Annotated in this window: 28 protein-coding genes and 2 tRNA genes; 12 read left to right on the top strand and 18 right to left on the bottom strand. The window is 36.6% G+C overall.

From position 1 onward, the window contains the following. Nucleotides 1–2: 2 nt before the first annotated feature. From J0L69_10730 to J0L69_10720, 3 genes are all read right to left on the bottom strand, one after another. Nucleotides 3–899 (bottom strand): ParB/RepB/Spo0J family partition protein, encoded by an 897-nt coding sequence (locus tag J0L69_10730; protein ID MBN8693662.1) that lies wholly within the window; start codon nucleotides 897–899, stop codon nucleotides 3–5. A gap of 73 nt (nucleotides 900–972) precedes the next feature. Next, nucleotides 973–1,818: a ParA family protein gene (locus J0L69_10725; protein ID MBN8693661.1), complete on the bottom strand. Its 846-nt coding sequence runs from the start codon at nucleotides 1,816–1,818 to the stop codon at nucleotides 973–975. A 67-nt stretch (nucleotides 1,819–1,885) separates the two neighbouring features. After that, entirely contained in the window at nucleotides 1,886–2,566 is a 681-nt protein-coding gene (locus J0L69_10720) for a metal-dependent hydrolase (GenBank protein ID MBN8693660.1), read from the bottom strand. 112 nt (nucleotides 2,567–2,678) lie between these two features. On the opposite strand from J0L69_10720, the gene J0L69_10715 reads away from it, so the two are divergent. Next, entirely contained in the window at nucleotides 2,679–3,206 is a 528-nt protein-coding gene (locus J0L69_10715) for an NAD(P)H-dependent oxidoreductase (GenBank protein MBN8693659.1), read from the top strand. On the opposite strand, the gene J0L69_10710 is transcribed toward J0L69_10715, so the two are convergent. Both J0L69_10710 and J0L69_10705 read right to left on the bottom strand, forming a co-directional pair. After that, the gene (locus J0L69_10710) at nucleotides 3,203–3,787 is read right to left on the bottom strand and encodes a hypothetical protein (GenBank protein MBN8693658.1); all 585 of its coding nucleotides are present in this window, start codon (nucleotides 3,785–3,787) and stop codon (nucleotides 3,203–3,205) included. The two genes, J0L69_10715 and J0L69_10710, sit on opposite strands and share 4 nt — an antisense overlap. A gap of 77 nt (nucleotides 3,788–3,864) precedes the next feature. Then, the gene (locus tag J0L69_10705) at nucleotides 3,865–5,097 is read right to left on the bottom strand and encodes a GWxTD domain-containing protein (protein ID MBN8693657.1); all 1,233 of its coding nucleotides are present in this window, start codon (nucleotides 5,095–5,097) and stop codon (nucleotides 3,865–3,867) included. A 90-nt stretch (nucleotides 5,098–5,187) separates the two neighbouring features. Between J0L69_10705 and J0L69_10700 the strand changes: the two genes are divergently transcribed. Both J0L69_10700 and J0L69_10695 read left to right on the top strand, forming a co-directional pair. Continuing rightward, entirely contained in the window at nucleotides 5,188–6,273 is a 1,086-nt protein-coding gene (locus tag J0L69_10700; protein MBN8693656.1) for an AI-2E family transporter, read from the top strand. 5 nt (nucleotides 6,274–6,278) lie between these two features. Continuing rightward, nucleotides 6,279–6,941, top strand: a complete 663-nt coding sequence (locus J0L69_10695; GenBank protein ID MBN8693655.1) for a DUF2461 domain-containing protein — start codon at nucleotides 6,279–6,281, stop codon at nucleotides 6,939–6,941. 161 nt (nucleotides 6,942–7,102) lie between these two features. Here J0L69_10695 and J0L69_10690 read toward each other — a convergent pair whose 3' ends face one another. Both J0L69_10690 and J0L69_10685 read right to left on the bottom strand, forming a co-directional pair. Then, nucleotides 7,103–7,363 carry a GIY-YIG nuclease family protein gene (locus tag J0L69_10690; protein ID MBN8693654.1) on the bottom strand — a complete coding sequence of 87 codons (261 nt, stop codon included), beginning with the start codon at nucleotides 7,361–7,363 and terminating at the stop codon, nucleotides 7,103–7,105. A gap of 45 nt (nucleotides 7,364–7,408) precedes the next feature. Next, nucleotides 7,409–7,482: transfer RNA gene (locus J0L69_10685), tRNA-His, on the bottom strand. A 99-nt stretch (nucleotides 7,483–7,581) separates the two neighbouring features. Between J0L69_10685 and J0L69_10680 the strand changes: the two genes are divergently transcribed. Then, nucleotides 7,582–8,817: a polysaccharide biosynthesis C-terminal domain-containing protein gene (locus J0L69_10680; protein MBN8693653.1), complete on the top strand. Its 1,236-nt coding sequence runs from the start codon at nucleotides 7,582–7,584 to the stop codon at nucleotides 8,815–8,817. On the opposite strand, the gene J0L69_10675 is transcribed toward J0L69_10680, so the two are convergent. Next, the gene (locus J0L69_10675) at nucleotides 8,818–9,102 is read right to left on the bottom strand and encodes a DUF2752 domain-containing protein (protein ID MBN8693652.1); all 285 of its coding nucleotides are present in this window, start codon (nucleotides 9,100–9,102) and stop codon (nucleotides 8,818–8,820) included. A gap of 60 nt (nucleotides 9,103–9,162) precedes the next feature. Further along, nucleotides 9,163–9,429, bottom strand: coding sequence for a hypothetical protein (locus J0L69_10670; protein ID MBN8693651.1), 267 nt, complete (start codon nucleotides 9,427–9,429; stop codon nucleotides 9,163–9,165). Between the two features lie 150 nt (nucleotides 9,430–9,579). Between J0L69_10670 and J0L69_10665 the strand changes: the two genes are divergently transcribed. From J0L69_10665 to J0L69_10650, 4 genes are all read left to right on the top strand, one after another. After that, nucleotides 9,580–10,623 carry a quinone-dependent dihydroorotate dehydrogenase gene (locus tag J0L69_10665; protein ID MBN8693650.1) on the top strand — a complete coding sequence of 348 codons (1,044 nt, stop codon included), beginning with the start codon at nucleotides 9,580–9,582 and terminating at the stop codon, nucleotides 10,621–10,623. Between the two features lie 72 nt (nucleotides 10,624–10,695). Beyond that, nucleotides 10,696–11,550, top strand: coding sequence for a hydroxymethylglutaryl-CoA lyase (locus tag J0L69_10660; GenBank protein MBN8693649.1), 855 nt, complete (start codon nucleotides 10,696–10,698; stop codon nucleotides 11,548–11,550). A gap of 82 nt (nucleotides 11,551–11,632) precedes the next feature. Then, nucleotides 11,633–12,490, top strand: coding sequence for a hypothetical protein (locus tag J0L69_10655; GenBank protein MBN8693648.1), 858 nt, complete (start codon nucleotides 11,633–11,635; stop codon nucleotides 12,488–12,490). Nucleotides 12,491–12,533: 43 nt separating this feature from the next. After that, nucleotides 12,534–14,360: a T9SS type A sorting domain-containing protein gene (locus tag J0L69_10650; protein ID MBN8693647.1), complete on the top strand. Its 1,827-nt coding sequence runs from the start codon at nucleotides 12,534–12,536 to the stop codon at nucleotides 14,358–14,360. Between the two features lie 52 nt (nucleotides 14,361–14,412). Here the strand turns inward: J0L69_10650 and J0L69_10645 are convergent, their stop codons facing one another. Beyond that, nucleotides 14,413–15,369: a hypothetical protein gene (locus J0L69_10645; protein ID MBN8693646.1), complete on the bottom strand. Its 957-nt coding sequence runs from the start codon at nucleotides 15,367–15,369 to the stop codon at nucleotides 14,413–14,415. Between the two features lie 122 nt (nucleotides 15,370–15,491). Here J0L69_10645 and J0L69_10640 point away from each other — a divergent pair, with 122 nt between their 5' ends. Together J0L69_10640 and J0L69_10635 are read left to right on the top strand one after the other, a co-directional pair. Beyond that, a complete protein-coding gene (locus tag J0L69_10640) occupies nucleotides 15,492–16,151 on the top strand; it encodes a PorT family protein (protein ID MBN8693645.1) in 660 nt (219 codons plus the stop codon). Further along, nucleotides 16,132–16,704, top strand: a complete 573-nt coding sequence (locus tag J0L69_10635; GenBank protein ID MBN8693644.1) for a UbiX family flavin prenyltransferase — start codon at nucleotides 16,132–16,134, stop codon at nucleotides 16,702–16,704. The genes J0L69_10640 and J0L69_10635 overlap by 20 nt, the downstream gene beginning before the upstream one ends. Before the next feature lie 15 nt (nucleotides 16,705–16,719). Here the strand turns inward: J0L69_10635 and J0L69_10630 are convergent, their stop codons facing one another. From J0L69_10630 to J0L69_10620, 3 genes are all read right to left on the bottom strand, one after another. Continuing rightward, nucleotides 16,720–17,244 (bottom strand): GNAT family N-acetyltransferase, encoded by a 525-nt coding sequence (locus tag J0L69_10630; GenBank protein MBN8693643.1) that lies wholly within the window; start codon nucleotides 17,242–17,244, stop codon nucleotides 16,720–16,722. 378 nt (nucleotides 17,245–17,622) lie between these two features. Then, a tRNA-Ser gene (locus J0L69_10625) sits at nucleotides 17,623–17,710 on the bottom strand. A gap of 39 nt (nucleotides 17,711–17,749) precedes the next feature. Further along, nucleotides 17,750–19,429, bottom strand: coding sequence for a hypothetical protein (locus tag J0L69_10620; protein ID MBN8693642.1), 1,680 nt, complete (start codon nucleotides 19,427–19,429; stop codon nucleotides 17,750–17,752). Between the two features lie 73 nt (nucleotides 19,430–19,502). Between J0L69_10620 and J0L69_10615 the strand changes: the two genes are divergently transcribed. After that, nucleotides 19,503–20,267 carry a class I SAM-dependent methyltransferase gene (locus tag J0L69_10615; GenBank protein ID MBN8693641.1) on the top strand — a complete coding sequence of 255 codons (765 nt, stop codon included), beginning with the start codon at nucleotides 19,503–19,505 and terminating at the stop codon, nucleotides 20,265–20,267. Nucleotides 20,268–20,311: 44 nt separating this feature from the next. On the opposite strand, the gene dapB is transcribed toward J0L69_10615, so the two are convergent. From dapB to dacB, 4 genes are read right to left on the bottom strand one after another with little or no spacing between them, the layout of a single operon-like run. Next, a complete protein-coding gene (gene dapB, locus J0L69_10610; protein MBN8693640.1) occupies nucleotides 20,312–21,022 on the bottom strand; it encodes a 4-hydroxy-tetrahydrodipicolinate reductase in 711 nt (236 codons plus the stop codon). Nucleotide 21,023: 1 nt separating this feature from the next. Continuing rightward, nucleotides 21,024–21,590 (bottom strand): hypothetical protein, encoded by a 567-nt coding sequence (locus J0L69_10605; GenBank protein MBN8693639.1) that lies wholly within the window; start codon nucleotides 21,588–21,590, stop codon nucleotides 21,024–21,026. After that, nucleotides 21,590–22,906, bottom strand: a complete 1,317-nt coding sequence (locus J0L69_10600) for a YihY/virulence factor BrkB family protein (protein MBN8693638.1) — start codon at nucleotides 22,904–22,906, stop codon at nucleotides 21,590–21,592. The genes J0L69_10605 and J0L69_10600 overlap by 1 nt, the downstream gene beginning before the upstream one ends. An 18-nt stretch (nucleotides 22,907–22,924) precedes the next feature. Beyond that, nucleotides 22,925–24,334 carry a D-alanyl-D-alanine carboxypeptidase/D-alanyl-D-alanine-endopeptidase gene (dacB, locus tag J0L69_10595; GenBank protein MBN8693637.1) on the bottom strand — a complete coding sequence of 470 codons (1,410 nt, stop codon included), beginning with the start codon at nucleotides 24,332–24,334 and terminating at the stop codon, nucleotides 22,925–22,927. Nucleotides 24,335–24,496: 162 nt separating this feature from the next. On the opposite strand from dacB, the gene J0L69_10590 reads away from it, so the two are divergent. Then, nucleotides 24,497–24,871, top strand: a complete 375-nt coding sequence (locus J0L69_10590) for a hypothetical protein (GenBank protein MBN8693636.1) — start codon at nucleotides 24,497–24,499, stop codon at nucleotides 24,869–24,871. A 16-nt stretch (nucleotides 24,872–24,887) separates the two neighbouring features. Here J0L69_10590 and J0L69_10585 read toward each other — a convergent pair whose 3' ends face one another. Further along, on the bottom strand, nucleotides 24,888–26,081 hold the full coding sequence (locus J0L69_10585) for a T9SS type A sorting domain-containing protein (protein MBN8693635.1): 1,194 nt from the start codon (nucleotides 26,079–26,081) through the stop codon (nucleotides 24,888–24,890). Nucleotides 26,082–26,156: the final 75 nt, after the last annotated feature.

The raw sequence follows: 26,156 nt of genomic DNA, 5'->3' as shown, positions 1-26,156 counted from the left end.
TATCACTCAATTCCGAAATAAGATAAAATGTTTTCCAGTTCGTGGTCGTTGCTGAAGTTTAACGTTAAGCTTCCGCCACCCTTGCTGTTGCGCTTGTACTTAAACGACTTATTGAAAAGCTTTTGTAGTTTCTTCTCTATGTCTTTATCTTCTAAGCTCAATGGTTTTTCAACGCGTGTAACTTTTGGTGTGAATTTAATTTTTTCACCGCGTGCGATATCTTCAATCTGACGAACCGATAACTCTTGTTCTAAGGCTAAAGCAAAAATAGCGAGCTGACGGTCTTCGTTATCAATGTTGATGAGAGCTTTCGCATGACCCATGGTGATTTCACGGTCGCGCAATGATTTTTGAATTGGCGCAGGTAATTTTAATAAACGTAAAAAGTTGGTTACGGTTGAACGTTGCTTGCCTACTTTCTCACTTAATGCTTCCTGCGTTAAATTACATTCATCAATCAAACGTTTGTAAGAAAGTGCTACTTCAATCGGATCTAAATCTTCGCGCTGAATGTTTTCAACGAGTGCCATTTCCAACATCGCTTGATCATCCGCCACGCGGATATAAGCCGGCACTTCGGTTAAGCCTGCCATTTGTGAAGCACGGAAACGACGCTCACCGGAAATTAACTGGTAACGGTCGTAACCTAACTTACGTAAAGTTAAAGGCTGAATGATGCCATGTTGTTTAATGGAATCAGAAAGCTCTTGTAAAGCCAATTCTTCAAAATTAGTACGCGGTTGAAACGGATTTGTTTCGATGTTTTTAATTTTAATCATCGATACCGAACCAACGATAGGGGCATTTTCTCCAACTTGTTTGGTAGTAATATCGGTTTTGGCATTTTCCAATAATGCGCTTAATCCTCTTCCTAATGCCGGTTTTTTATTGTTGCTCATGGTAATTAGTTTGTAGTTCGTAGTTTGTAGTTCGTAGAATGGAATCCTCTCCGAACTCTCAACTCCGAACTAATTAAATGTCTTCACTTAATTCTGTCTCAGGTAAATTAGTTGCTTCGAAGCCGATGGTTCTGTCTTCGTCGCTGATTTTTGTTAAGCCATTACGTTGTAAAATTTCACGGGCTAAGTTCAAATAACTCACAGAGCCTTTACCAATCGCATCGTGCATAATGATTGTTTTTCCGAAGCTTGGCGCTTCCGCTAATTTGGTGTTACGCATGATGAGTGTATTGAACACCATGTTTTGGAAATGTGTTTTTACTTCTTCCACCACTTGGTTAGCTAAACGTAAACGTCCGTCGTACATAGTTAACAACACACCTTCAATGTCCAAATTAGGATTTAAGTGTGTTTGAACAATCTTAATGGTTTGTAATAATTTACCCATTCCTTCCAACGCAAAATATTCGCACTGCACCGGAATGATAACGCTATCGGCCGCTGAGAGCGAGTTGATAACCGTTAGTCCGAGTGATGGACAGCAATCGATGATAATGAAATCGTATTTGTCTTTGATTTTTTCCAAAGCCTTTTTCATCATGTACTCGCGGTTGCTTAAGTTCACGAGTTCCAATTCAACACCTACTAAATCGGCGTTGGTAGGCAATAGAAACAGATTTGGCGTATCTGTTTTCATAATCACATCTTTTGGATGCATGCTATCGATGATGCACTCGTATAAACCTGCGTTTACATTTTTAGGATCTATGCCTACACCCGAAGTAGCGTTGGATTGAGGATCGGCATCTACCAATAAAGTTTTGTACTCGAGTACAGCTAAGCTGGCCGCAAGATTAATGGCAGTTGTGGTTTTTCCTACTCCGCCTTTTTGATTTGCTATTGCTATTATTTTTCCCATAGTATAAAGTTTGTGGTTTAGAGTTGATAGTTTATAGTTTGCGTTGCTATAAACCAAAAACTATAAACTATTTTTGTATTGTTTCTCCTATTTTCAGTAAGGTTAATTTTTTTCCGTTATGATTAAATTTCTGTAAAGCTTCTTCCTGATTGATTTTTATAAATCCGAAAGTGTCGTAATGCATACCGATGATGTCTTTGCAATTAATGAAATCGCAGGCAATGATGGCATTATCTACACCCATGGTGAAATTGTCGCCAATTGGTAAAAACGCGAAATTAATTTTTCTGTAATCGCCAATCAGTTTCATATCGTAGGTAAGAGCGGTATCACCTGCGTAATAAAAGTTCCCTTCATTGCTTTCAACCACAAATCCCATTGGATTACCACCATTGGAACCATCCGGCAAGCTGCTGCTATGCACCGCGTTTACACATTTTACATTCCCAAAATCCAGTTTAATTTTTCCGCCGATATTCATAGGGTGAATGTTCTCAACTCCCTGTTTGTTTAACCACACATAAATCTCCCAGTTACAAATCACTTTTGCGTTGGTACGTTTGGCAATCGAAACAGCATCCGCAATATGGTCTTCGTGTCCGTGGCTTATGAGAATATAATCGGCTTTAACGGTATTTACGTTGATGTTCTTAGCCAACTCGTTAGGACTGATAAAAGGGTCGAAAAGCAAGTGTTTGCCTTTAACTTCAACACCAAAACACGAGTGGCCATAGTACGTAATGTTCATAAATGAAATAAAAATCTGATATTTGTGTAAAGTTAAACTAATAAGGGAGCGGAGCAGGGCTTATTTTTTAACAATACAGCCTAGTTTTTAGACTCACTGTTAATAAAAACTGATGAAGAAAATCACCATAATTTGCGGCACAAACCGAAGGAATTCTTATACCGAGAAAGTTGGAAATTACTATCACAACTTGTTGCAATCAAAAGGAGTTGATGTTAAGGTGCTTTCGCTTAAGGAATTAGAAAATGTAATCACCATTTCAGATTATTTTAACAAAGAAAATCCTAAGCTTCAAGCACTGATTAGCGAGTATATTACACCTTCACAGGGATTTGTATTTGTGATTCCGGAGTATAATGGAAGTTATCCGGGTATCATGAAGTTGTTTTTGGATACAGTTCACCCTTCACATTGGGATAATAAATTTGCGTGTGTTACCGGTGTTGCCGGAGGAAGAGCAGGAAATTTACGGGGAATGGATCATTTAACGGGTGTACTCAATTACCTGAAAATGTATGTTTATCACAATAAATTACCAATTTCTCAAATAGATAAAATATTTGCGGGAGGAACTCCGAATAATGAGGAGACTAAAGCAGTGATTAACCGTCAAATCGACGGATTTTTAAAAATGTTTTAAGGATACATTCCGTTAAATTCCTTAACGACTTTACGTATTTCATCAATTTTCAGAAACCATTTATCAACTTGCTCTAAAAGCATTGGTTGATCTTTGAAATAAGGCTTCAATTGTTTTTTAAATTGTTTTTCGTCTAACTGAATCATGAAATGCGTTCCTGTTTTATCTTCTTCGGTAGCGCGTGAATCTACAATTAGGTAAACGGCTTTAACTCCATCTTTAGTCATGTAAGAGTATTCAAACAAATTCAAACGACCCTGCTCCAAATATTTAATATAAACATCTTTATCGTCCATTTTAAGACTTGAATAATGCTTATCGTCTACACCATATCCCTTAGCTTTTTTTGAATTTAAAGGCATTGGTTTGCTATTGGCTGCTTTACGAAAGAAAAACGATTCCGCGTAATCCGATTCATTCTCCATATTATTGCGTACTTCACCTTTAACGGTATCGCCTTTAAGGCTAATGTAATAACCCGGACCAAAAGTAGGAGCGATGGTCATAGCTTTGTTTTTTGAAGCCTGTGCAACTAAACCTAATGTTGCAAATGATAATACGAAAAGCAAAAAGTTCTTCATGAGAAAAAATTTAGTTTGATAAAGTTAAAGTTTAATCGGTTAAAAGCAAACCCGGAAATGATAAAAAATCTAAAAATCTAGTTATCAATGTAAATGTGACCTTGTCGCCAATAGTCAACAGCTCGATACCAGGCTTCTTTATAATATTCGTTTCGCTCCATCACATAATCGTTGTCGCTAAAGGGATTAATTATTTTTTTGAAATGAAATCGTACGGCATAACTTTGAGTTTCTTCCCCGTAAACCCAGGTTTCGCCACCATTAAATTTGTACATATTGTTGGGTGCTCCAAATACAATATAAATCATGCCGCGATCGGTTTTCCATCCCGGCAAATACGAAGTAAAAAGTTTATTTGCTTCTGTAACGCGGGCGTAATAGCGTTTAAGCAGTGTTTTCGCTCTTTCCTGACTGCCGCCCAATTCGAGCCAAAATTCATCAATCGCGTTTTTCTTGTTCGCGGCGTTTGCACAATCTTCAAATTCTTTTTTGGCCATGATATAGCGTGTACATTTTATCATGTCATCGGCGTTTTTTATTCCCGGAAAAACAGGATCCGAAGCAAAAATGCTAATGCCGGTTTTACTTTCCGGTTCTGTGATTAAATGAATAAAACCTTGTGGTGGCACAACTAATTTAAAATCGTTCTGGGTGCGGCTTATGGTATAAAAACTATCCGGTTTATATTGGAAAACTTCTCTTTGCCCTGCCGTAAACGGAGGTAATGGCAAAGCAAAATCGCGCTGAAAATAATCAACAACAAGATTCACGCTCTTATTGCGTTGGCTTTGCAAAACAAGTGTATCACCGGGATTAACATAATAACTGAACAATACATTGCCATTATTTTTTCTAACCAAAAAATTCTGACGGGAATAAACATTTTCCTTCTCTATTCGTACGGAATAAGCGCTTTTTGAGCGTTTGTTCAAATCATACACAGCAACTTCACAAGTCAGATTTCCTTGTTTTGCTTTCATGAATAAGCTGCCGCTAATGTCTTTGGCAAAAACATCAGTGCCTTGTCGGTCGAAAAACACAAGACTTCCACTATCGGCAACGGTTTTATTGCCATTATCGGAGTACAGAGCGTATTTTACACGACAAGAGGCGTAAAATGCTAAAGTAGTGTCCGGACGTTTGTATACAAGATTCTCATTTGGGATGTTAAAAATCAATTCGCTGACAGAGTCGTTGAGATGATAAACTAAAAAACGTGCGTTTAAAGATTGATTGCTCTTCTGGTAAATGTTTTCTTTACTCTGATAAGATTGTTTTGGTGTACTACAGCAAAATGCCAGCAGAAACACGCTGAGTAGAAATAAATGAAAAGTTATGTTAAACCTGCGAAATGGCATGACAGCATAAAGTTAAACTTTTACTACATTTGTTTTAGATAAATGAATATAAAAAAATATATATTGCCAATAACTATTATTGCCATCGTGGCATTAGCGTCCTGGTTATTTTTAAAAGTGCTCATTTATCTGGTTATTTCTTTGGTGTTATTTTTAATTGGTTATCCTTTAACGAGCACCCTCGAGAAGATAAAGATTAAAGGAAAACCAATGAATGATGGTTTGGCTTCATTAATTACTCTCATGGCCATTTTTTCAGTTTTTGGATTGTTTTTCTTTTTAATTGTTCCTCCGCTAATTCAGCAAATAGAGTTTATGTCGGAGTTAAATTTTTATGATGTCGTAAATCAAATCATTCAACAGTTTCCAAGTTTACAAGCACTCACAGCTAAATTAGGCGACAGAAGCGCTTTGAATTCTGCGATTAACGAGCAATTGAATCAAGCATTTAATTTTGATACAATATCGCTGGTCATAAATAATATTTTTGATTACACATCAGCCATTCTAGGCGGATTGTTTTGTGTTTTATTCATTACTTTTTTTCTTTTAAAAGATCAAAACACGGTAAGTCGTACTTTTTTATTGTTAACACCTCAGCGCTACGAAGATGAAATGAAAGATATATTGCGAACGTCGAAGCGTATGCTCAGTAAATATTTTTCGGGACTCATCATCGATGTTTTAATTGTGGGAACATTAGCGGGTGTGTTAATGTGGATATTGGGAATTAAAAACGCGCTGATTATCGGGTTTATCGCCGGACTATTTAATGTAATTCCGTATATCGGTCCGTTTATTACTTTATTGCTAGCCTTGTTTTTAGGTGTGAGTGGTTGTATTGAAGCGGGACAATACGATTTAATTCAATCCACCATCACTAAAATTATTATCGCGTTATTAAGTATTAATATTATTGATGCGGTGTTTCTACAACCTTATATTTTTTCCAATACGGTTAAAGCGCATCCGTTAGAAATATTTTTAGTGATTTTAATGGCCGGAACCTTAGCCGGAATAGGAGGAATGGTAGTAGCGATTCCGGTTTATACATTAATTAGGATTGTCGCTAAAGAATTTTTAACGCAATTCAGATTTTTCAGAAAGATTACCGAGAAAATAGATTAACACGTATGCTTGATAAATCATTACAGTTTTTAAAAAAGTTAAAGAGCAATAATAACCGCGATTGGTTTGAAGCTCATAAGGAAGATTTTAATGAAGCAAAATTGGAATTTGAGGAGTTTGTACAAAAACTCATTGGCATAATTTCAAAATTTGATAAGTCTGTATCGCCTGACTTAAAAGCAAAGGATTGTGTGTTTAGAATTTATAAGGATGTACGTTTCAGTAAAGACAAAACACCCTACAAAACTAATTTCGGAGCGAGTATAAATCCCGGAGGAAAAAAATCTTTACAGGCGGGTTATTATTTTCATTTGCAACCGGGTAATGTTTTTATTGCCGGAGGAAATTACATGCCACCGGCCGATATGTTACAAGCGATTCGTCAGGAAATAGATTATAATGGGGATAAACTCGAAAAAATCATCAAGTCCAAAGCATATACGGCTTATTTCAACGGATTGGATCAGGAAGATAAATTAAAGACCGTTCCGAAGGGATATGATAAAGAACATAAACATATTGACCTCTTGAAATTAAAGAGCTTTATCGCTTTTACGAATGTGGAGGATAAGAAACTGAATGCAAAAGATGTGTTCACTTATTTAGGTAATGGTTATAAGGCGATGTTGCCTCTCAATCAGTTCTTACGCGAGGCTATCGACAATTAGTTAAATTCCGCTGTGCGGTCTTTTTTTATTTTACACCTTCACTTATGAAAGCGGAGCTTTCAACGCTCAGTTGTAAAATAAAAAAACCGTGCCAAAGGCACGGTTTAATTGTTTGGGTAAATGATGGGATTCGAATGGCGAGGTAAACTCGCCATCGCGAGCTATGCCTCGCGACCCACGATATGTTTCAAAATAAACTTTTTCAAATCTTCTGTATTTAGGTTCTTAAGCTTCTTTTCAAGTATCATAGCTTCAGAGCGTGTTCCTTTTTCAATACTTCCAATCATTCTCCAAGGAATAAAAGGTGAAGTGGATTTTTCCATGCCTGAATTATGACGATAAAGTCTGTTTGTGAGATCATTGGTTTGACCAATGTAGTATCTTCCATGGCTTTCCGAAAAGAGTATATAAACGTAAAACATATGGCAAAAAGAAAACCTTGCATTTCTGCAAGGTTTAATTGTTTGGGTAAATGATGGGATTCGAACCCACGACCCTCAGAACCACAATCTGATGCTCTAACCAACTGAGCTACATCTACCGTTTTGGGAGAGCAAATGTAATAAATTTTTTATTTACTGAAATATATTATTTAAAAATCCGTTTTTGATGTATTTTCGTTTGATACAATATCTTCACTATGATTAAAAACATCCTGCAAACTCTTTTTTCTAAGGGATTTGTAGCTGTCATAAATTTTTTAATCCTTATCCTTTCGGCTAAGTATCTGGGCGTTAATACCCGCGGAGAAATAAGCCTATTTGTATTAAACATTGCCAATATTCAAATCATTAACGAAATCTATACCGGATACTCCCTGGTTTATTTTGTTCCTAAGTTCAACCTCAAACGAATATTTATAAATGGCATCATCTGGACTTTCATCACCACCAGTTTGTCCAATTTGGCTTTCTTTTTAATGGGTAAGGAAATTAAGGGATTCGAAATTGATATGTATCTCCTTTCGTTATTAATCATTTTAAACACATTTAATATGGTCAACCTTTTAGCTCGTGAAAAGGTGAAAACTTATAATTTTCTAAGTGTACTGCAGCCTTTACTTTTATTACTAGGCATACTTTACTTCACCATCATAAAAAAAGATTACACATTTAAAGCTTACGTTTGGCCTTTATATATTTCTTTCTCCGTAGCCTTTATCATCTCCTTTATTTCGGTACTTAAACTGGTGAAACTTCCCGACTCCAAAAACGAATTTAATTTGAAATCCATCCTTGAAAACGGTTTTTTCTGTCAGTTAGCCGGCTGGTTTCATTTATTGGCGAACCGATTTAGTTTATATTTTTTTAGCACAAGCGCGCTGGTTGGTTTATATTCGGCAGCTTCCTCATTAATCGAATCGGTTTGGATTATTGCCACAGGAATTTCTCCCATTGTGTTATCTAAAATTTCCAATACAGGTGACACTGATTTTAACCGCAGCATTACTTTAACACTCGCTAAGGCCAGTTTGCTTTTAAGTACCTTGGCTGTTGTAGTTGTTTATTTTCTGCCCAATGAATTATTTACCTATCTCTTGGGAAAAGATTTTAGTCCGATTAAAGGCGTCATGCTCTGGATAGCTCCCGGTATCTTGTTTATTAGTTTCTCAACCATCATTAGTCATTATTTTAGCGGACTTGGTAAACTAAAGTTCATTGCTTTTTGTAATTTCTGTGGCTTTGCCATTACCTTGGCTTTGGCTCCTTTTTTAATTAAACTATATGGTGTGAAAGGGGCTGCTTTTGTTGCCAATTGCAGTTATGGCATTTCGTCGCTGGCACTTTTGATAGGATTTGCCATAAATACAAAATTGAAGTTGAGGGAAGTTTTCAATTTCACAAAAGATATTGAAAACATTAAAAAGGCTTTTTAATCAAATAAATTTTAGTGTATAATTAATCACCGTAATTGCCGAGGTGATAATAAAGAGCCAAAGTGCCAATAATCCGCCTTTAGGATGTTTTATTTTAATCTGAATTAAAACAATGGCTACTGTGAGCATAAAAGGGATAAGAGCGGGGTGGTAGTGTATAGATTCGGATAGATTTCCTTTTAAGAGGGCTATGAAAGCACGTTGCATGCCGCAACCCGGACAATCAATACCGAAGTGGCTTTTGAAAAAGCAAGAAGTTAAATTATTTTCCAGCCATTGTAGCATGATGTAAAATAAAAAACCCCGCACAAACTGCAGGGTTTTTTAATGCTTGTGTGGTTAAAATTATTTTTTACCACCTTTTGCGTTAGCAGCAGCAGCAATTGAATCAGCTACACGAGCAGAGTCAGCAGCAGCTTTAGCTTTAGCTTCAGCTTCAGCAGCAGCAGCAGCTTCAGCAGCAGCGATTGAATCAGCTTTTGCTTTTTCTACAGCAGCAATTGAATCAGCTTTAGCTTTTTCTTTTGCTTCGATTTCTTCTTTAGATGGGCCGCAAGCTACGAAAGCAGCAGATAAAGCGGCAACAGCTACGATTGATAATACTTTTTTCATTGTTGTGGTTTTGTTTTAGTTTTAATTTGAGCGCAAAGATATAAGTATTTTGAATTGAAACACAAAAAACCTTAAAAAACGCTAAATTTTTCAACTTTGAGTGCCGCCCTTCCAACTTTGCCGCACATTGCCTAATTTTACCCTACCATTATGTACAAACTTTTAAAACGCTATCTCTTTACTTTAGACCCCGAAAAAGCCCATTATTTTACTTTTTCTCTAATCAAAAGAGCTTCCATTATTCCTGGTATGCCATTCATTATGAATAAGATGTATTCTTATTCGCATCCTGCCTTGGTAAGGGAGGTGTTCGGATTACGCTTTACTAATCCTGTTGGGTTAGCAGCGGGTTTGGACAAGGACGCTAAACTTTTTAACGAACTGGGGAATCTTGGCTTCGGTTTTATTGAGATCGGGACCTTAACCCCTAAGCCACAACCGGGTAATGATAAACCCCGTTTGTTCCGAATTATTCAGGATGAGGCTATCATTAACCGTATGGGTTTTAATAATGAAGGAGTGGAGCCGGCAGCTTTGCGTTTAAAAAAACGTTGGGATAAAAGTGTATTAATAGGTGGTAACATTGGTAAAAATAAAATCACACCTAATGAAGAAGCGGTAAATGATTACGTGATTAATTTTAATGCGTTGTTTGATGTGGTGGATTATTTTGTGGTGAATGTAAGTTCTCCGAATACGCCTAATTTGCGCGATTTGCAAGAGAAGGAGCCTCTAACCAAATTATTAAATACACTGCAAGATCTAAATCGCAAGAAAAGTAATCCCAAACCAATATTATTAAAAATTGCTCCTGATTTAACCGATAGTCAGCTTGATGATATTATTGAAATTGTAAAAACCACCCAAATTGCCGGTGTTATTGCAACGAATACAACGATTAGCCGCGCCGGACTAACCGTTAGTAAGGAAGAAATTGAAAAGATTGGTGCAGGCGGACTTAGCGGAAAGCCTTTAACAAAACGCAGCACGGAGGTAATTCGTTACCTGAAGCAAAAATCAAATAATGCATTTCCTGTGATTGGGGTGGGAGGAATTCACACAGCGGAAGATGCCATCGAGAAAATTCAGGCCGGAGCCGATTTGATTCAGCTTTATACCGGATTTATCTATGAAGGTCCGGCATTGATAAAAGAAATTAATAAAGCTCTTATTGAGAAAAATATATTGAAATGAAATGAGCCGTAAATTTCTTATGGGTATAAGAGTTTATGGCGAATAACATGTGACAATAAAAAAACACTACACATGAAAATTACAGAATGTCCGCGTGATGCCATGCAAGGTATCAAAACAATGATTCCAACTGAATTAAAAGCCGAATACATTAATCAGCTTTTAAAAGTTGGATTTGATACGATTGATTTTGGAAGTTTCGTTTCTCCAAAGGCTATTCCGCAAATGCAGGATACAGCGGAAGTTTTAAAACGTTTGGATTTGAGTTCAACCAAATCAAAATTATTAGCCATTATTGCCAATGCCCGCGGTGCGCAAGACGCTGCAATGTATGATGAAATTACCTATTTGGGCTTCCCTTTTTCCGTTTCAGAAACATTCCAGCAACGTAATACCAATTCTTCTATAGCCGAATCATTATTACGCGTTGAAGAAATTCAAAATCTATGTTTGAAACACAACAAGCAATTGGTGGTTTATATTTCCATGGCTTTCGGAAATCCTTATGGTGATGATTGGAATTCTGATATCGTGATTAAATGGACAAAGAAAATGGCGGATATGGGCATAAAAATAATTGCATTATCTGATACGATTGGTTGTTCTACGCCTGATTCTATTAATTACTTGTTCTCAAATATCATTCCTGAATTTAAAGGCGTACAAATTGGTGCGCATTTACATTCAACACGCGACACGGCCATCGAAAAAATTGAAGCTGCCTACAACAACGGTTGTCAGAGTTTTGATGTAGCCATTCATGGCTTCGGTGGTTGTCCGATGGCGAAAGATGATTTAACCGGCAATATGGCCACTGAAGATTTAGAAGCCTTTACCAATAAAAAAGGTATCCAGTTAAACCTGAATACTTCTGAATTATTAAAATCTTACGAGCTAAGCTGGAAGATTTTCAATAACTATCATTAAAGCTTTTGTTAATAAAACATTTAATTGTTTTTTTTCTTTAAGTCTGATTTGCAGGTAAAAAGCCTATTTTAGTAATGCAAAAATGGTCAGATTTATTTTTATATTAATTTTCTTCGCAGTTAATTTTTTATCATTCGGACAAAATGAATTCGATAAATACGGTCCGCTTGGAAGTCGTGTTTATACAGATTTGAAAGAAGCCCTCAAGATTAATGCCGGTGTGTATAAAATGGATTTGAGTTACAAAACGCTTGATCCAAAATCCTACGAAAAACTAAGTACGCTTAAAGATTTGCAAGTACTAAAGCTTAGCGGAAACATGGTGACTGATTTTCCGAAGAATATCGGAGATTTATACAACTTAATTTATTTCGCCAGTTATAATAATCCCTTTACCGCATTACCGGCCGATTTTAAAAAATTAGTGAATCTGTATCATTTAGAATTAAGTCATACTAAAATGGATAGCATCCCTGCAAGTATCGCTTATAATTCAAAACTCAAAACCATTAAATTCACCGATACAGAAGACACCTTAAAGCTTCCTGAAACTTTAAAGTATTTAAAATACCTCGAAGATTTTCAAGTGGAGAATTGTATCATGGATAGTTTTCCGCGTCAAATTTTCCGCGTACAATCGCTCAAGTTTTTATACCTGGCTAAAACAAATACACACTTTGTATCCGGGCATTTTGAGCGTTTACCAAACCTGGAAATTTTAATTTTAGAAAATAATCCGATTACTTCAATTCCTGTTACCATATATAAAGCAAAGAAATTGAGAGTTATTTCGTTAAGAAATAATCAGCTTACCAAACTCCCTTCTTCCATTAGTCAGATGGAGAATTTAGCCTTGCTTGATTTACGCGGCAATCCCATGAGTAAGGAATATATCGAAGAAATTCGCGCCATGTTACCCGGCTGTGAAGTGAAGTTTTGATTTTACTTGCTTTTTTATATCTTAGTTACATAAAACCTATCACATGAAAGCGATTTACTATTTGGCTTTGTTTTTATTTCCTGTTGGATTATCAGCACAAAGTCATAGCACTAATTTTATTATCCCTAAAAAGGCAACCATCAATTTTTCTGATGTAAAGGAAGATTATTTTACGGCTCTTCAATGCATCGAAAAACCTGTGCCGGGAGGTATTCCTGATAAATCGAAAATGAATTTAAATGCACCATCGAATTCAAAAATTGCTTCACCCAGCGGTACCTTGAGTCCGATTTTTTTAGGAAAGAATTTCTTGGGAAATCCTTTTGGTAATTCAACGCCTAATGACAATGATATCGCTGTTTCTAACAATTGTAAAATCGTTTCTGTTTCTAATACACTTATTTATTTTCACGATTGTGTGGTAGATTCTTCAAAAGGGGTAGTTTCCCTTTCTGCTTTCTCAACACCCTTAGGAACTTTTTCGCAAGCTTTCGATCCTAAAGTAGCCTATGATCCAATTGCAGATAGATTTGCATTGGTGTTTTTAAACGGTTTCACGCCTGCAACGAGTACAATAGTTGTGGCTTTCTCTCAAACAAACGATCCAAAAGGTAACTGGAATTTTTACATGATTCCGGGCAATCCTTTCAATAATAATTTATGGTCGGATTACCCTATGATTTCGTTTTCGCAAAAGGAATTATTTCTAACTATTAATCTTTTAAATCCGGGTGGTACATGGCAAACCAGTTTCAATGAAACCGTTATTTGGCAAATAAACAAAGCCAATGGTTATGCCGGACAACCTTTAACTACACAATTGCATAATAACATTCAATATGCCGGAAATAATATTCGAAATATTTGTCCTGTTAAAGGCGGAAGTACTTTATATGGTCCGCAACAATATTTTTTGAGTAATAAGAATTTTGGTGTTAACTGCGATTCTGTTTTTGTCATCGATATTTCAGATACAGCTAATGCACCCGGTCAAACACTTACGGTTAAGTTAACAAACGCGAGCGTTCCTTATTCAATGCCACCGGATGCGCGTCAAACACTTCCACATTTATTTGCAACCAATGATGCCAGGGTGTTAGGAGCGTTTATCGAAAATAATAAAATTCAATATGTACATAATACAAAAGACCCCGCTACCAATTTTTGTGCCGTATATCATGGCGTGATTGATGGTTATGCAACAACTACGCCAACGGTTACAGGAAATATTCTGGGACATCCGGTAATGGATTTTGGTTACCCGAATATTTCTTATGTAGGTTCATCATCTACCGATCACACATCCATTATTAGCTTCAACCATTGTGCGCCAACCGTTAGTGCAGGATGTTCGGCCATGAAATCGGATGCTGCCGGAAATTATTCGGCCGTATTTGGAATCAAAAACGGCACAACGTATGTCGATGTATTATCAGCCACGCTTGAACGCTGGGGCGATTATTCAGGTTCACAAAGAAAATATAACGAAACAGGGAAGGTGTGGATGAGTGGTTATTACGGACAATTAGTTGGTACTTCTGCAAGAAGACATGCTACCTGGATTGCTGAGATTGGATTGAATGCCATCACCGGAATAAATGAAGTAAAAGAAAACGAGAATGCGTCTGTATTTCCAAATCCATTTGAGAATTTAATTAGCGTTGAGTTTGAAAACAAAAATGCGGAGACCATTCATTTCAAATTGTTCGATGTGCAGGGTAAAGAAATGAAAACTTTATTAAGTGAATACATTAAACCGGGCAAGCAACGCTTTTCATTTACCTTGAATCCACTTCCTTCGGGGATTTATTTCTTGAAGATATTCTCGGATAAAGAGGTTTACGGCTCTCAAAAATTAGTGAAGCAATAAAAAAAGCCCCGAGTAAAAACCTCGGGGCTTATTATTTATTTAATAATGAAAATTAGAAATTGAAAGAGTAAGTGATGCCTTTAATGGTTACTGTAGCGTTTCTATCACAGCTTCCTGAACCGTAATTGATGTAACGGGTAGGACGGGTTCCAGGCGTGAAATCTAAATTTCCTGAAATGAAAGGGTACATGTTTCCAATTTTACATCCACCGAAATCACGAACCAGGTTAGTAATTGTAGCTGTGTAATTTTCACCACCTGCAGTCATGCCGCTCGCACTACCATTTAAGCGAACTTTAGCTTTTGTCCAGTCGATAGGGAAGGCCTGACCTTTATAGCAATTTGGATCATTAGTATTTAATAATTCCTTTGTACGTGAACAATTCCAGGTTACAGTACCTCCGTTGCTAGGTTTAGCAATACTCACATTTGCACTAACGCTCCAGGTTAAATTAGTACCCGGATTTGTACCGGTTGGAATACTCATCGGTGTAGTATTTTCAATGGTTTTATTTGAAATGGTAACGGTATAATTATCTACCACGTAATTGTTAGAGGTAACAGACATTTTAAAGCCCGGTGTGCGGTAGTAAATCGGCGTTATAGTATTTGTAGACATTGAATAATCAAAATACAATTGACCTGAACGCGTTCTGTTATCAGCACATAAACATCCTGAACCAAAATCAACAGTAAATGTCTTTGCTCCTGTGTTAAAGCTCAAAGTAGCGCAAGCTGCAGCCATTAAACTGTTTAGCTCCATCGGAACAGAAACAACGCCATTAAAGCCTTGTTTGTAGGTAGTAAGGGTAGTGTTTTCAGAAGCCTGAGAACCCATAGCTGCCACATCATTCATGAAGCTTTCAGCTAAGTTATTGTCGCTAATGGTACCTTGTTCGGTATCTGGTTCTTCTTCTTCCTCTTTTTGTTTTTTCTTACAGCTCGTTAATGTTAGCGATCCTGCTAAAATAAAGGCTGTTAATCCAAATACTAATTTTCTTGTTTTCATAACGTATATTTTATTTGTGTTTTAACGAATTTGAACTTTTGACGATAGGAACTGTTGAAGGTTTAATCTAATTTAAAAAAAAAGTTTAAAAAGTCGTAAATTTGAGTGATTATCAGATTTTTTTGAAAGCCAGAACCCTCATATTTTTCCTTTGTATAGCCTTTTCAGCCTTAAAGGCGCAGGAGCAAAAATTTGCTTTGATGCCGGCTTTGGGCTTAACGGCCAGCCAAATTCATGGCGATAATTACGCGGGCTATAATAAATTGGGATTTATGGGTGGTTTGCTGATTGAAGCCAAATTAAATAAAGTATTGGATGCCGATTTTGGAATTACATTTATTCAAAAAGGCTCACGCAGGAACCAAAACCCTGAAAAATTTGATTATCGTTTTTATTATGTGAACTTAAATTATGTAGAAGTTCCATTGATGTTAAAGTACAATACCAAAAGAGTTTTTTTAACCATCGGAGGAGCTTTTGCCTATCTTATTAATTATGTTGAAGAAAGTGAAATAGGTAGCCTAACTGGTATGTTTCCTTTTCAAAAATATGATTACAGTGTCAATGTTGGGATGGGTATGAATATAATGCCCAAGCTCGCCTTTGAGTTAAGATGCAGTAACTCCTTTATGACGACACGTCCGTTTGGAGGAAACTTCGCGCCTTATTACAATAATATATTAGCAAGAACTTTCAATAAGGGATATTACAACAATGTGTTACAAATGTTGTTTACTTATAAAATAACGCCAAAGAAGAAAAGTGAGTCAGCCCAAAATTAAAATAGTAGTCGCCATTACCGGCGCTAGCGGTAGTATTTATGCCAAAGTGTTGTTAGATAAATTAGCTAAACACAAAGAGCAATTAGAAGCTGTTGGCGTGGTAATGAGTGATAACGCGAAGGAAGTTTGGAAACATGAGTTAAAGCAAAATGATTTTGACAAGTATCCATTTACTTTTTATTCAAAGAATGATTTTAACGCGCCTTTCGCATCCGGTTCGGCAAAATATACGGTAATGATTGTAGTGCCTTGCAGCATGGGAACGATGGCGCGTATTGCTTCAGGAATCAGTAACGATTTAATCACACGCGCCGCAGATGTTGTATTAAAGGAGCGACGAAAATTAATTTTGGTAATGCGCGATACACCTTTAAGTCTTATTCATATCAGTAACATGAAAACCGTTACCGAAGCAGGCGGAATTATTTGTCCGGCTTCACCATCGTTTTATTCAAATCCTACCAATTTTGAAGAGCTGGCTGCAACGGTAGTCGACAGAGTTCTGGATTTGGCAGGCATTGAGCAGAAAACCTATAGATGGGGCGAGAAATAGCCTGAAATTTTTCTTTTAATAATTTAATTCCAGTTTCATCATAATATCGGTTTGTTTGTCGTTACCGAGAACGAAAATATGTTTATCGAACTCAAAAAACCCGTTTTTCTTATAAAAACTAATGGCTCTCAGGTTCTTTTCCCATACCCCTAACCAAACATACTTCATCTTTTTTTGATGTGCTATATCAAGTGCCTTTTGGTAGAGTAGTTGACCAATCTTTTTACCATGAAATTCTTTTAGAACATAAATGCGTTCAATCTCTAAAGCATTGGTGTCTTTCAATTCTGTTTGTGAGGAACCAAAATTTATTTTCAGATAGCCGATTATTTGTTTGTCTTGTTCCGCGAAATAAAATTCAGAATGGATGTTTTGAAGTTCAGTCTGCATTTTTTCTGCAGAAAAACCTTCCTCCAAATATTTTTTCATATTCTCTTCGGTATTTTCTTCTGAGAATGTTTCTATAAAAGTTTCACGTCCGATTTTTTGTAATTGCATTACATCATTAGTTAACGCTTTTATGATTTTGATTTCTGACATATTTTGAATCAAGGAAATATTATAAGTGCAATTTAATAAGAATAATTTATTGTCACGATCAGATTAACTTCGTTGATCTCTCATAACCGAGAGTCATAATGAAAACCATATTTGCTACGCAAATCAGGTTTTTTAGTTCTCATGCTAATGCAAATGAATTTGCAACGCATTCAAACTAAAAAACCCGCTAAAAGCGGGTTTTCATTTATCAGCGGTGAATAAGAGATTATTAAAATGATCTCTTATTCACCGGAAGTCAAAATCAAATTATCCGCTACGCTGATTTTTATTTTCCTACAAGACCTTAAAAGCAAGCTTTACGGTCTTTCCGGAAAACAAAAAGTCCCGCTTTGGCGGGACATAATTTGATTTATTCAGCGGAGACTGAGAGATTCGAACTCTCGATACGCTTTTGGCGTATACACACTTTCCAGGCGTGCTCCTTCAACCACTCGGACAAGTCTCCTGATTAAGGGCTACAAAAATACGAGATTTATTGAATTAATTACTTCTTTATCTCAAACAAATAGCATTGTTCTGCTACACCTTCTGTATGAATAAGTCTAAGCTTATCCGGATATTTTTGCATGATAGGCTGTACAATGTTGTGAACCGTATTAATGATTTGTCCGGTATTTTTGCTCGGATCAATTCGCAAGCTTGCCACCATAATATGCGTTACATTTTGTGACGCAAAATAAGCCAAGGCGCTGTCAGGATGCGATTGCTGTGTTAAAGAATCTTTTTTAATGACACTGTAAATAGGGAAGAACTTCTTACCCTTTCCATACACGAAACTCATTGGCGCTTTACGGCAAGCTACCAGGTCTTCTTTCTTTAAACTGTCGGCACACCATTCGCTGCAACGTAAATAGTTTACCCAATCAGGTGAATAACCAAAATATTTATCGCCTTTTAAATTCTTCTGTACAATCGGAATATTTGGCATACCACGTTTTACGCTTGATAAAAACACAGAACCAATAATTAAAACAGTAATGGCAATGTAAATTAATTTGCCCATGCTCATTTTGTGGGTGTAATTGTAGAATAAGTTAAAGATGAGTAATAACATGATAGGCATACACACTAATACAATACGTGGTTGATCCCATCTGGCTTGTAATATCACAAAAGAGAGAACTAATTGCGCGCCTGTAAATAAACCAAACAGAAACAAAGGTTTATTCTTTTGTTTAAACACCATCCACAAACCCAGTAAAGTAACTGTAATCACTAGAAAAGCTAATAGACCATAAACTTCCAATGATGCTTCATCACGCCATCCGATAATTTGAAAGAAACGTTTTGATAAGTATAATTCACTGTTGTCAAAAAAGCGCTGAATAAATCCTGAAACATCTTCATCACCTAATGATTTATCATAGGGATCTTTCTGCATTAAGATGCGGCTTTGTCCTTTAAATTGATTTTGCGCACCCCAGATAATTCTTACAATGCCTTCGTAAGCAATTTTGAAAATAAGATATGATGCAATAGAGAAACCTAAGGCTTTGTAGTTTTTCTCCAGGAAGAAATATAAAACGATAGCAGGAACAACAACTACCGCCGCACTTTTCGCGGTACTCATTAAAAACATACTTAAGCCCAACATTAACCAAAGTTTCCATTGGGTATTCATGTTTACGTTTTCTTTCTGAACGGTTTCTACGGTTTTAGTTGCATAAAAGAAAAACAAGCCTTGTAAGAAAAAGTAAAACGCCTCCGTAAAAGTCATGCTGGCGTAATACATGATTAAATGGTTGATGGCTACGAATACAGCAACCGGAATAAACACCGCGTATGGCAAACGTTTTTCAAAGGCTTTATAGAAGAAAACAAATCCGAAGAAGTTAAAGGCAACTGAAAAAAGTTTAAAGAGAATAAGTTTTAATCCGAATAACTTAGTGAGTAAGGCAAGGAACAAAGGATAGAGCGGGGCATTTTGCGTGTAAAAATAATTTGGGAATTCATTCACAAAACGCCAGCCGGCTTCAAGATACAAAGCATCGTCATGCGCCTCGCTGATGCGGGCATTAAAAAACATGAGGGAGAACAATAAACATAAGGAACTTAAGGTGTAAAAAGTTTTCTTGCTGTTTACGGTAAACCAGTTTTCCAACTTACTGATAGTGTCGCTCGGCTTTTTTACTGTTGTTTTTGCTTTAGCTTGTACTTTGCTCATAACTCTGCAAATGTAACAATTTAGGCTGTTTTTTTGGTTATTTAAGCCGAATAAACCCTATTTTTGCACCTGTATGTTTCACTTTTTATTAAGGGTTATTCCACGCCCCATATTAATTCAATTTAGCTTGCTGTTTAGTAAAATAGCGCCATTGTTATATTATGGAACACGTTACGAAGATCCTATTAGCGGTAAGACCTATCGTAAATTTTTACCTTATGGTTATTCGGGTCGTGCCAAACGTAAAAACGTACTTTGTCCGGGTAGTTTGTCTTTAGAGCGTCACCGCTTATTATGGTTGTATCTAAAACAAAAGACTGATTTCTTTACTTCTAAACACAAAGTCCTTCATATTGCGCCGGAGCAATGTTTTTATAAGTTATTCCGCGCCATGCCGAATTTGGATTATACAACCGGTGATTATAACTCACCAATAGCAGACATACATTTCGATTTACACAATGCGCCTTTTCAGGATAACACTTTTGATGTTATTTTTTGTAATCATGTTTTGGAACATGTAGAGGATGCGGATCGTTGTATGCGTGAGCTACACCGCATCATGAAGCCGGGAGGATGGGGTATTTTTCAGGTTCCTTTGGATACGACCAGAGCAACCACTTACGAAGATAAAAGTATTACCAGTGAAGCTGATCGCGAATTGCATTACTGGCAAAAAGATCACGTGCGTTTATTCGGATTGGATTATAAAGATAAATTGGCTGCAGCCGGATTTAATGTAACGGTGGATGATTTTGTGAATACAATCGGCGCCGATTTAGTAGATCGTTATCGCTTACCGGCTGGAGAAATGATTTATTTGTGTAGGAAGAGTTAGGTTGCTCTCTGCGTAAATCCGCGTCATCAGCGGGGAAAAGAATCCTAAATCAAATCACTCATCGTGTAAATCCCTTCTTTCTTATTGTGCATAAATTCGGCAGCTAGTACGGCGCCTAAGGCAAAGCCTTTGCGGTTATGTGCCTTATGCATGATTTCAATATCATCAATTACTGAGGAATATTTAATGATGTGCGTTCCCGGAACCTCACCTTCGCGGATGTCTTTAATAAATAAAGTATCCGGATTTTGTTGGTCGATGCTCCATCCTGTTTTGCGGTCAATCTTCTGAATGATTTGCTCTGCTAAGGTGATAGCAGTTCCGCTAGGTTTATCTAATTTGTGGATATGATGAATTTCTTCCATGCTCACATTATAGTCAGGGTAGTTGTTCATCAGCTCCGCTAAGTATTTATTCACTTTAAAAAATAAGTTAACTCCGATACTAAAGTTAGTGGCGTAAAACAGAGAACTTTTTTTAGTAGCGCAATCACTTTTTATTTTTTCAAATTGCTCGTACCACCCTGTTGTTCCAACTACGATGGGTAATTGTGCATCTAAACATTTATAAATATTATTGACTACGGTGTGAGGTGTGCTAAATTCAATGGCAACATCTCCCTTTTTTAAATCTTCTTTGGTAATGGTATTGGCATTCGTTTCGTCAACTTTTAAAACGATTTCATGTTTTCTGTCGAGGGCAATTTTTTCTATCTCTTTGCCCATTTTTCCATAGCCTAATAAAACAATACGCATATTACTTGAAGTTTAAATGTATGGCGATTCCGTTTTGGATACCGCTGTTGTTATTGAATGAATAAAAATTGCTGTAAGGTTTAATTTGCAAACTCAAATCATCGCTTACATCAAAAGTGGTTAAGTGCGCGTCCACGTTCGCGTCTAAAATATTTAAAGCATAAAATACAGCACAACCAATTAGTCCCAAATCACGCGTTTTGCGATAATCTGCCTTTAAAGTTTGTAATTGCGTTCCGCTGTAACCGGTTTCATTAATAGTTGAAGCATCATCGTCGTATTCTGCTTTTAAATTTTTGCTGTAGTAAGAAAATCTTTCCTGATTGACATAAAATAAATAACCAAAACCGCCGAGTCCGGCATAGATGATAGGAACTTTCCAATACTTTTTATTGTAAACTTGTCCGGCACCGGGTAAAACAGCACTCATGATGGAAGCGGTTCGAGCACGGCGGTATGTAGAAACCGTTTTTTTCTTTTCCACTTTTACGGTATCTGTTTGCGCAAGATTTTTTCCGCTGAAGAAAATTAAGAGAGATAAAATAATTATTGCTTTAACCGACTTCATTACACAATGTCTTTCACCGGTAAATTTCCCTTAGGATTATCCATTACATTATCTAAATCAACCAACAAACGGTTAATTATTTCTAATTCTTTTTGGTCAGTTATTGGTAAGGAGTTAACACCCTTTTCATCCAAACGATCCATAATGAATTTTATGGTGAGTTTAGAATCTGAAATAGCCGGTTGATAAGCGATTTCTTTATCGTTCTCGGTTTTTACTTCTGCCAAAACTTTTGTTTCAACCAATTCATTAATTACATTTCTGGCTAATCTTACCGGTAAATCCAAGTCATTTGCAATTTGTATCGATGTGTAAGGTTGATTTCCTTCTGCGAAATTTTTCACCACTCTGTTGCAAATAATTAAAGCCATTACGCGTTTATAGCGCACACTTATGTTTTTAATTTCATTTTCCAACTCATAATGGTCCACATTTTGATTCGCGAAAGCGATTTCAGCTCCAAATAAAACAATGTACCAACTATACTGTACCCAAATTAAAAATAAAGGTAAAGCAGCGAAACTTCCATAAATTTTGTTGTAGTTAGAAGCGCCGATCTGAAAAGTAATGTAAGCCCATTCTAATAGTTCAAATAAAACAGTGGCAATTAAGGCTGCAGAAAAAGCTGACTTAAATGTAACGCGCGTATTTGGAAGCACCATGTAAATAAAGGTAAATACGCCGGCTAACATTAAAAACGCTACGAGCTTTAATACGATGGCGGTTGCGCCGGAAAAAAGTAATGTATCAGCATTGCTTTGAATCATTACTGTTAAACTTCCGGAGAGAATTAAAAAAATTGGAGAAACCAACATGATTGTTAAGTAATCGGTGATCTTACGGTACCAGGTTCTGCCTGTTTGAATTTCCCAAATATCATTGAAGCTGTTTTCAATATTCATTAAAAGCGAAATGATACTCCACAATAACAATACAGTTCCAAATCCCGCGATGATTCCACCACTGGTAGTTTGCAAAAGCGAATCTGCATAAACAAACACATTATTTAAAATGGTGGAGTACTCGTTATAATCTTGCAACATTTGCTGCTTTAGTGTTTGATCAAAACCAAAGCCTTTACCAATGGCGAAAATAAGCGCTACAATTGGTACAATGGAAAATAATGTATAGAAAGTAAGCGCGGTGGCTTTAATTAAACATTTGTCTTCGTTAAAGCCTTGAATAGATAAGGAAAAAATACGGAGTTGTTTTACTAAAAAGCCCTGACGCTTACTTAATTTATCTAAACGGATGATCCAAAGTTTTTCGGTTAAAAAACTCCAGCCTTTTTTAATAATGGTGACAACATTTGCCATGCTATACAAAAATAGCAATTATAGCTCAGCCAACGCAATTAAAAACTGCTCAATTTTGAGCTTCATATCCTTTGGACTGCAATTGTAATTGTTGAAGAGGACTGAAAAACAAAGGTCTTTGCCTGCTTTGGTCTTCACATAGCCGCAATAACCGCGGGCACGGTTAATATAACCCGTTTTGGCACGCATGTTCTTTTCTATGAATGTTCCTTTACCAACTTGTCGCATACTGCCGCTAAATCCGGCTTGCGGAAGTGAGTTGTAAAAGGGTTTGAAATTGATACTGTCCGAATACATTTTTTGTAGTAAGCTTGTTTCAAGATGGGTTGTTACCGTATTTGCGCGTGAAAGTCCGTTGCCGTCTACCATAAATAACTCATCCACATTCAAACCTTTTTGTTTCCAATATTCTTTTGTTTTCTCAATACCTGTATAGGAGCTTCCTTTGCCAATGGTTTTCAAAAGGGTTTCGCAGAACAAATTATTACTATAGAGATTTGTGTAAAAAACGATTTTTTCAAGCGCTGAAGAATAATGGGTGTGCATGAGATTTTTTTCTTTCTTCAAAACTTCATTTTCCGCATCGTAATTACTGTAGGCGCAAAGTGTCGGTGTTTTAATGCCTGCTTTGTTAAGTGATTGTTGTAAAAACTCGGCGCATAAAAGAGCAGGGTCGGGGAGAGTGGCGCGCACTTCTAACGCCGCTTTGTTAGGAGGAATGGTTCCACTGATAATGCGTTTATTTCCGAAAGGGTCACCGGTAACATAAGCTTCATCTTCTTTACCTGCAGCTTTGACATTGGCAATGTGTTCTAATTGAATGGTGGTGTAATTGGGTTTGATTTCTTTAATGCTTGCTTTGGTTCCTGCTTCTCCACTTTTGAATATTATTCCATATAAGTTATCGTTGAAGGAGAGTCCGCATGGTGCTGCTCCAAAATAATTGGTAATGTCGCCCCAAATCCAATTAGCCGGAATGTGTTGTTCGAAACAGGAAGCATCAGCAATGATTTTACCATTCAGTTCCTTCAATCCTTTTTTAATAAGAACTTCAACCCATTTATCGGTGATTTCGTTACTGTCTTTTTTTGATTTAAAATGTTCGGAGTTTAAGGTAGGATCGCCGGAACCTTTAATGATGATATCACCATTTAATATTCCTGTGTTTTTATCAAAACTTCCGGTGAAATATATTTTTGTTTCGTAGCGGTAATATTTCCCTAAAATACCCAGCGCAGCTGAGGTGGTTATTACTTTTAATGTGCTCGCGGGAATGACAGATGTATGAGCGTTTAATTCTTTTAAAACTGTTCCTTCTTTTGCATCCATGACGCAGAAGGAATGTGTGCCATTAATTAAGGCTTTGTCGGTCTTCCAAGATGAAATTACATCGTCGAGGCCGGTTTGCGCGATTAATTTCGTAAACAAAAAAAAGATTATGGTAAATGTACGCAGCATGGTTGGCGGCGCAAAGTTCAAAAATTATTATTGATATGCTGAGTGTATTTAATAACATGTTAAAAATATTTGCTCCGTTTATTTTCTATCAATCATTCGTTATTTTTCATATATTTGATTATAGCTTATTCAATGAAAAAAATTCTTACACTATCAATTCTTGTTGTTCTAGGCAACAAAAATTTGTCGGCTCAAAGCTTGCAAAGTCCGAAAACAGAAGAGCTGGAATACGTGTCGGCTATTTTTGATCCTGCCAGTGAAGAAACGCAAATACATTTTGTTAATGCAAGTAATGGTAAGCGCATTTTTTATTATAACAAACAGGATAGTTTAAAATTGGAAGAGTCATTTTTTAATAAACCGGCTTATCCAATTAACACCAATAATCTTAATTTAACCAAGACCGAATTGGTTGGAAAGAAGTATAAAGTTCAATACTACGCACTCACCGAGACAAGTACGTCAGAGTGTTGTTTCAAGATTAAAAAGGCCGACGAAGTAAAATAGAATTGAAATAAATTCTTTATTCGAATACTATGAATTTTCGGCTAATCGTTTTTCCTTCAGATGTATTTAACACAGCAATGTAATTTCCTGCTGCGAGATTGTTTAATTTAATATTTTGGTAACAGTCGAAGTTTTGATTGTAAACTACAATTCCGGCAGAATTCATGATAATTAAATTGCAAACTTTATTATCTGAATTGAATTCAATGTTTAATTCATTATTGGCAGGCACCGGATATACATTGATATAAACATTCATTTCTCCTTTTGGTTCTATGGCAACCATGGTTGAATAATGCGATTTACCATTATTATCAAATTGATGTAAGCGGTAGTAACTTGTTTTCCCGTAAACAGGGAAATTATCTGTAAAGGAATAAGTATGTTCTGTTTGAGTGGTGCCATTTCCGTTAACGCGACCTAATTCTTCAAACGTTTTTCCGTCCGTGCTTCTCTCAATTACAAAGTGTTTACATTGAAGTTCAGCCGCTGTTTTCCAATCCAATTCCACTTTTCTGTTTTCAGCTTTTCCTGAAAACGATAATAATTCTACGGGTAAAACAATTCCGCATGCGCCCGGCGGACCTAAACACGCATCGTCCATAAAATAATATCCATAGTAAAAACTTGATGCTGGACCAACATATTGCCAGGTGGTTGTAGCTTGTGTATTGAAGTTGCCAATAATTACCCAGGCATCAGCTGAAGTAGCCACAAATGTTCCGAATACCTGCGACCATCCTGTTTTATTAGTCATAACACTTGGTGTTGCGTATACGGGAGTAAGTGGAATAGGTGCATTGCTAAATGCATAGTAAGGATTAGCAACTGTGGTAACAAAACCAATTTGATTGCAAGCATAAGAACCATAATTTTCAGATAAGGAAACCCAAATAGAGCATTCGTATGTGTTTCCCGGAATTAGTGGTGTTGTTAAGGAGTTCTTGATGTACTCTCTGAAATCGGTTGCGCCACCGGCAGGAGATCGTCCCATGGATTCTCCCATATAACGTGTGCCCGTTCTTGCATTTTCCGCGCCAAAAACATTGGTGGGTCCGGTTAGCCAATCGGCACTACCGCTGTTAGCTTGTGCCCAACCTGCTGTTTCAAAACTCGGATTTGGAATAAGATTCTGAGCAATTAAAGATGAGTTTAGAAGACAACTAAAATAGATTGTAATAAGTGAAATATTGTTGGAGAAAACTTTCATCGTGATTACTCACCACTAATATAGTGTAAGAATCAAGGAAAGCAAGGCTAAAGGGAAAATACTTCTGAGAATATT

Source organism: Bacteroidota bacterium (genome assembly GCA_017303905.1).
Lineage (GTDB): Bacteria > Bacteroidota > Bacteroidia > B-17B0 > Aurantibacillaceae > JAHEYG01.
This window is presented reverse-complemented; position numbering and strand designations above follow the sequence as displayed.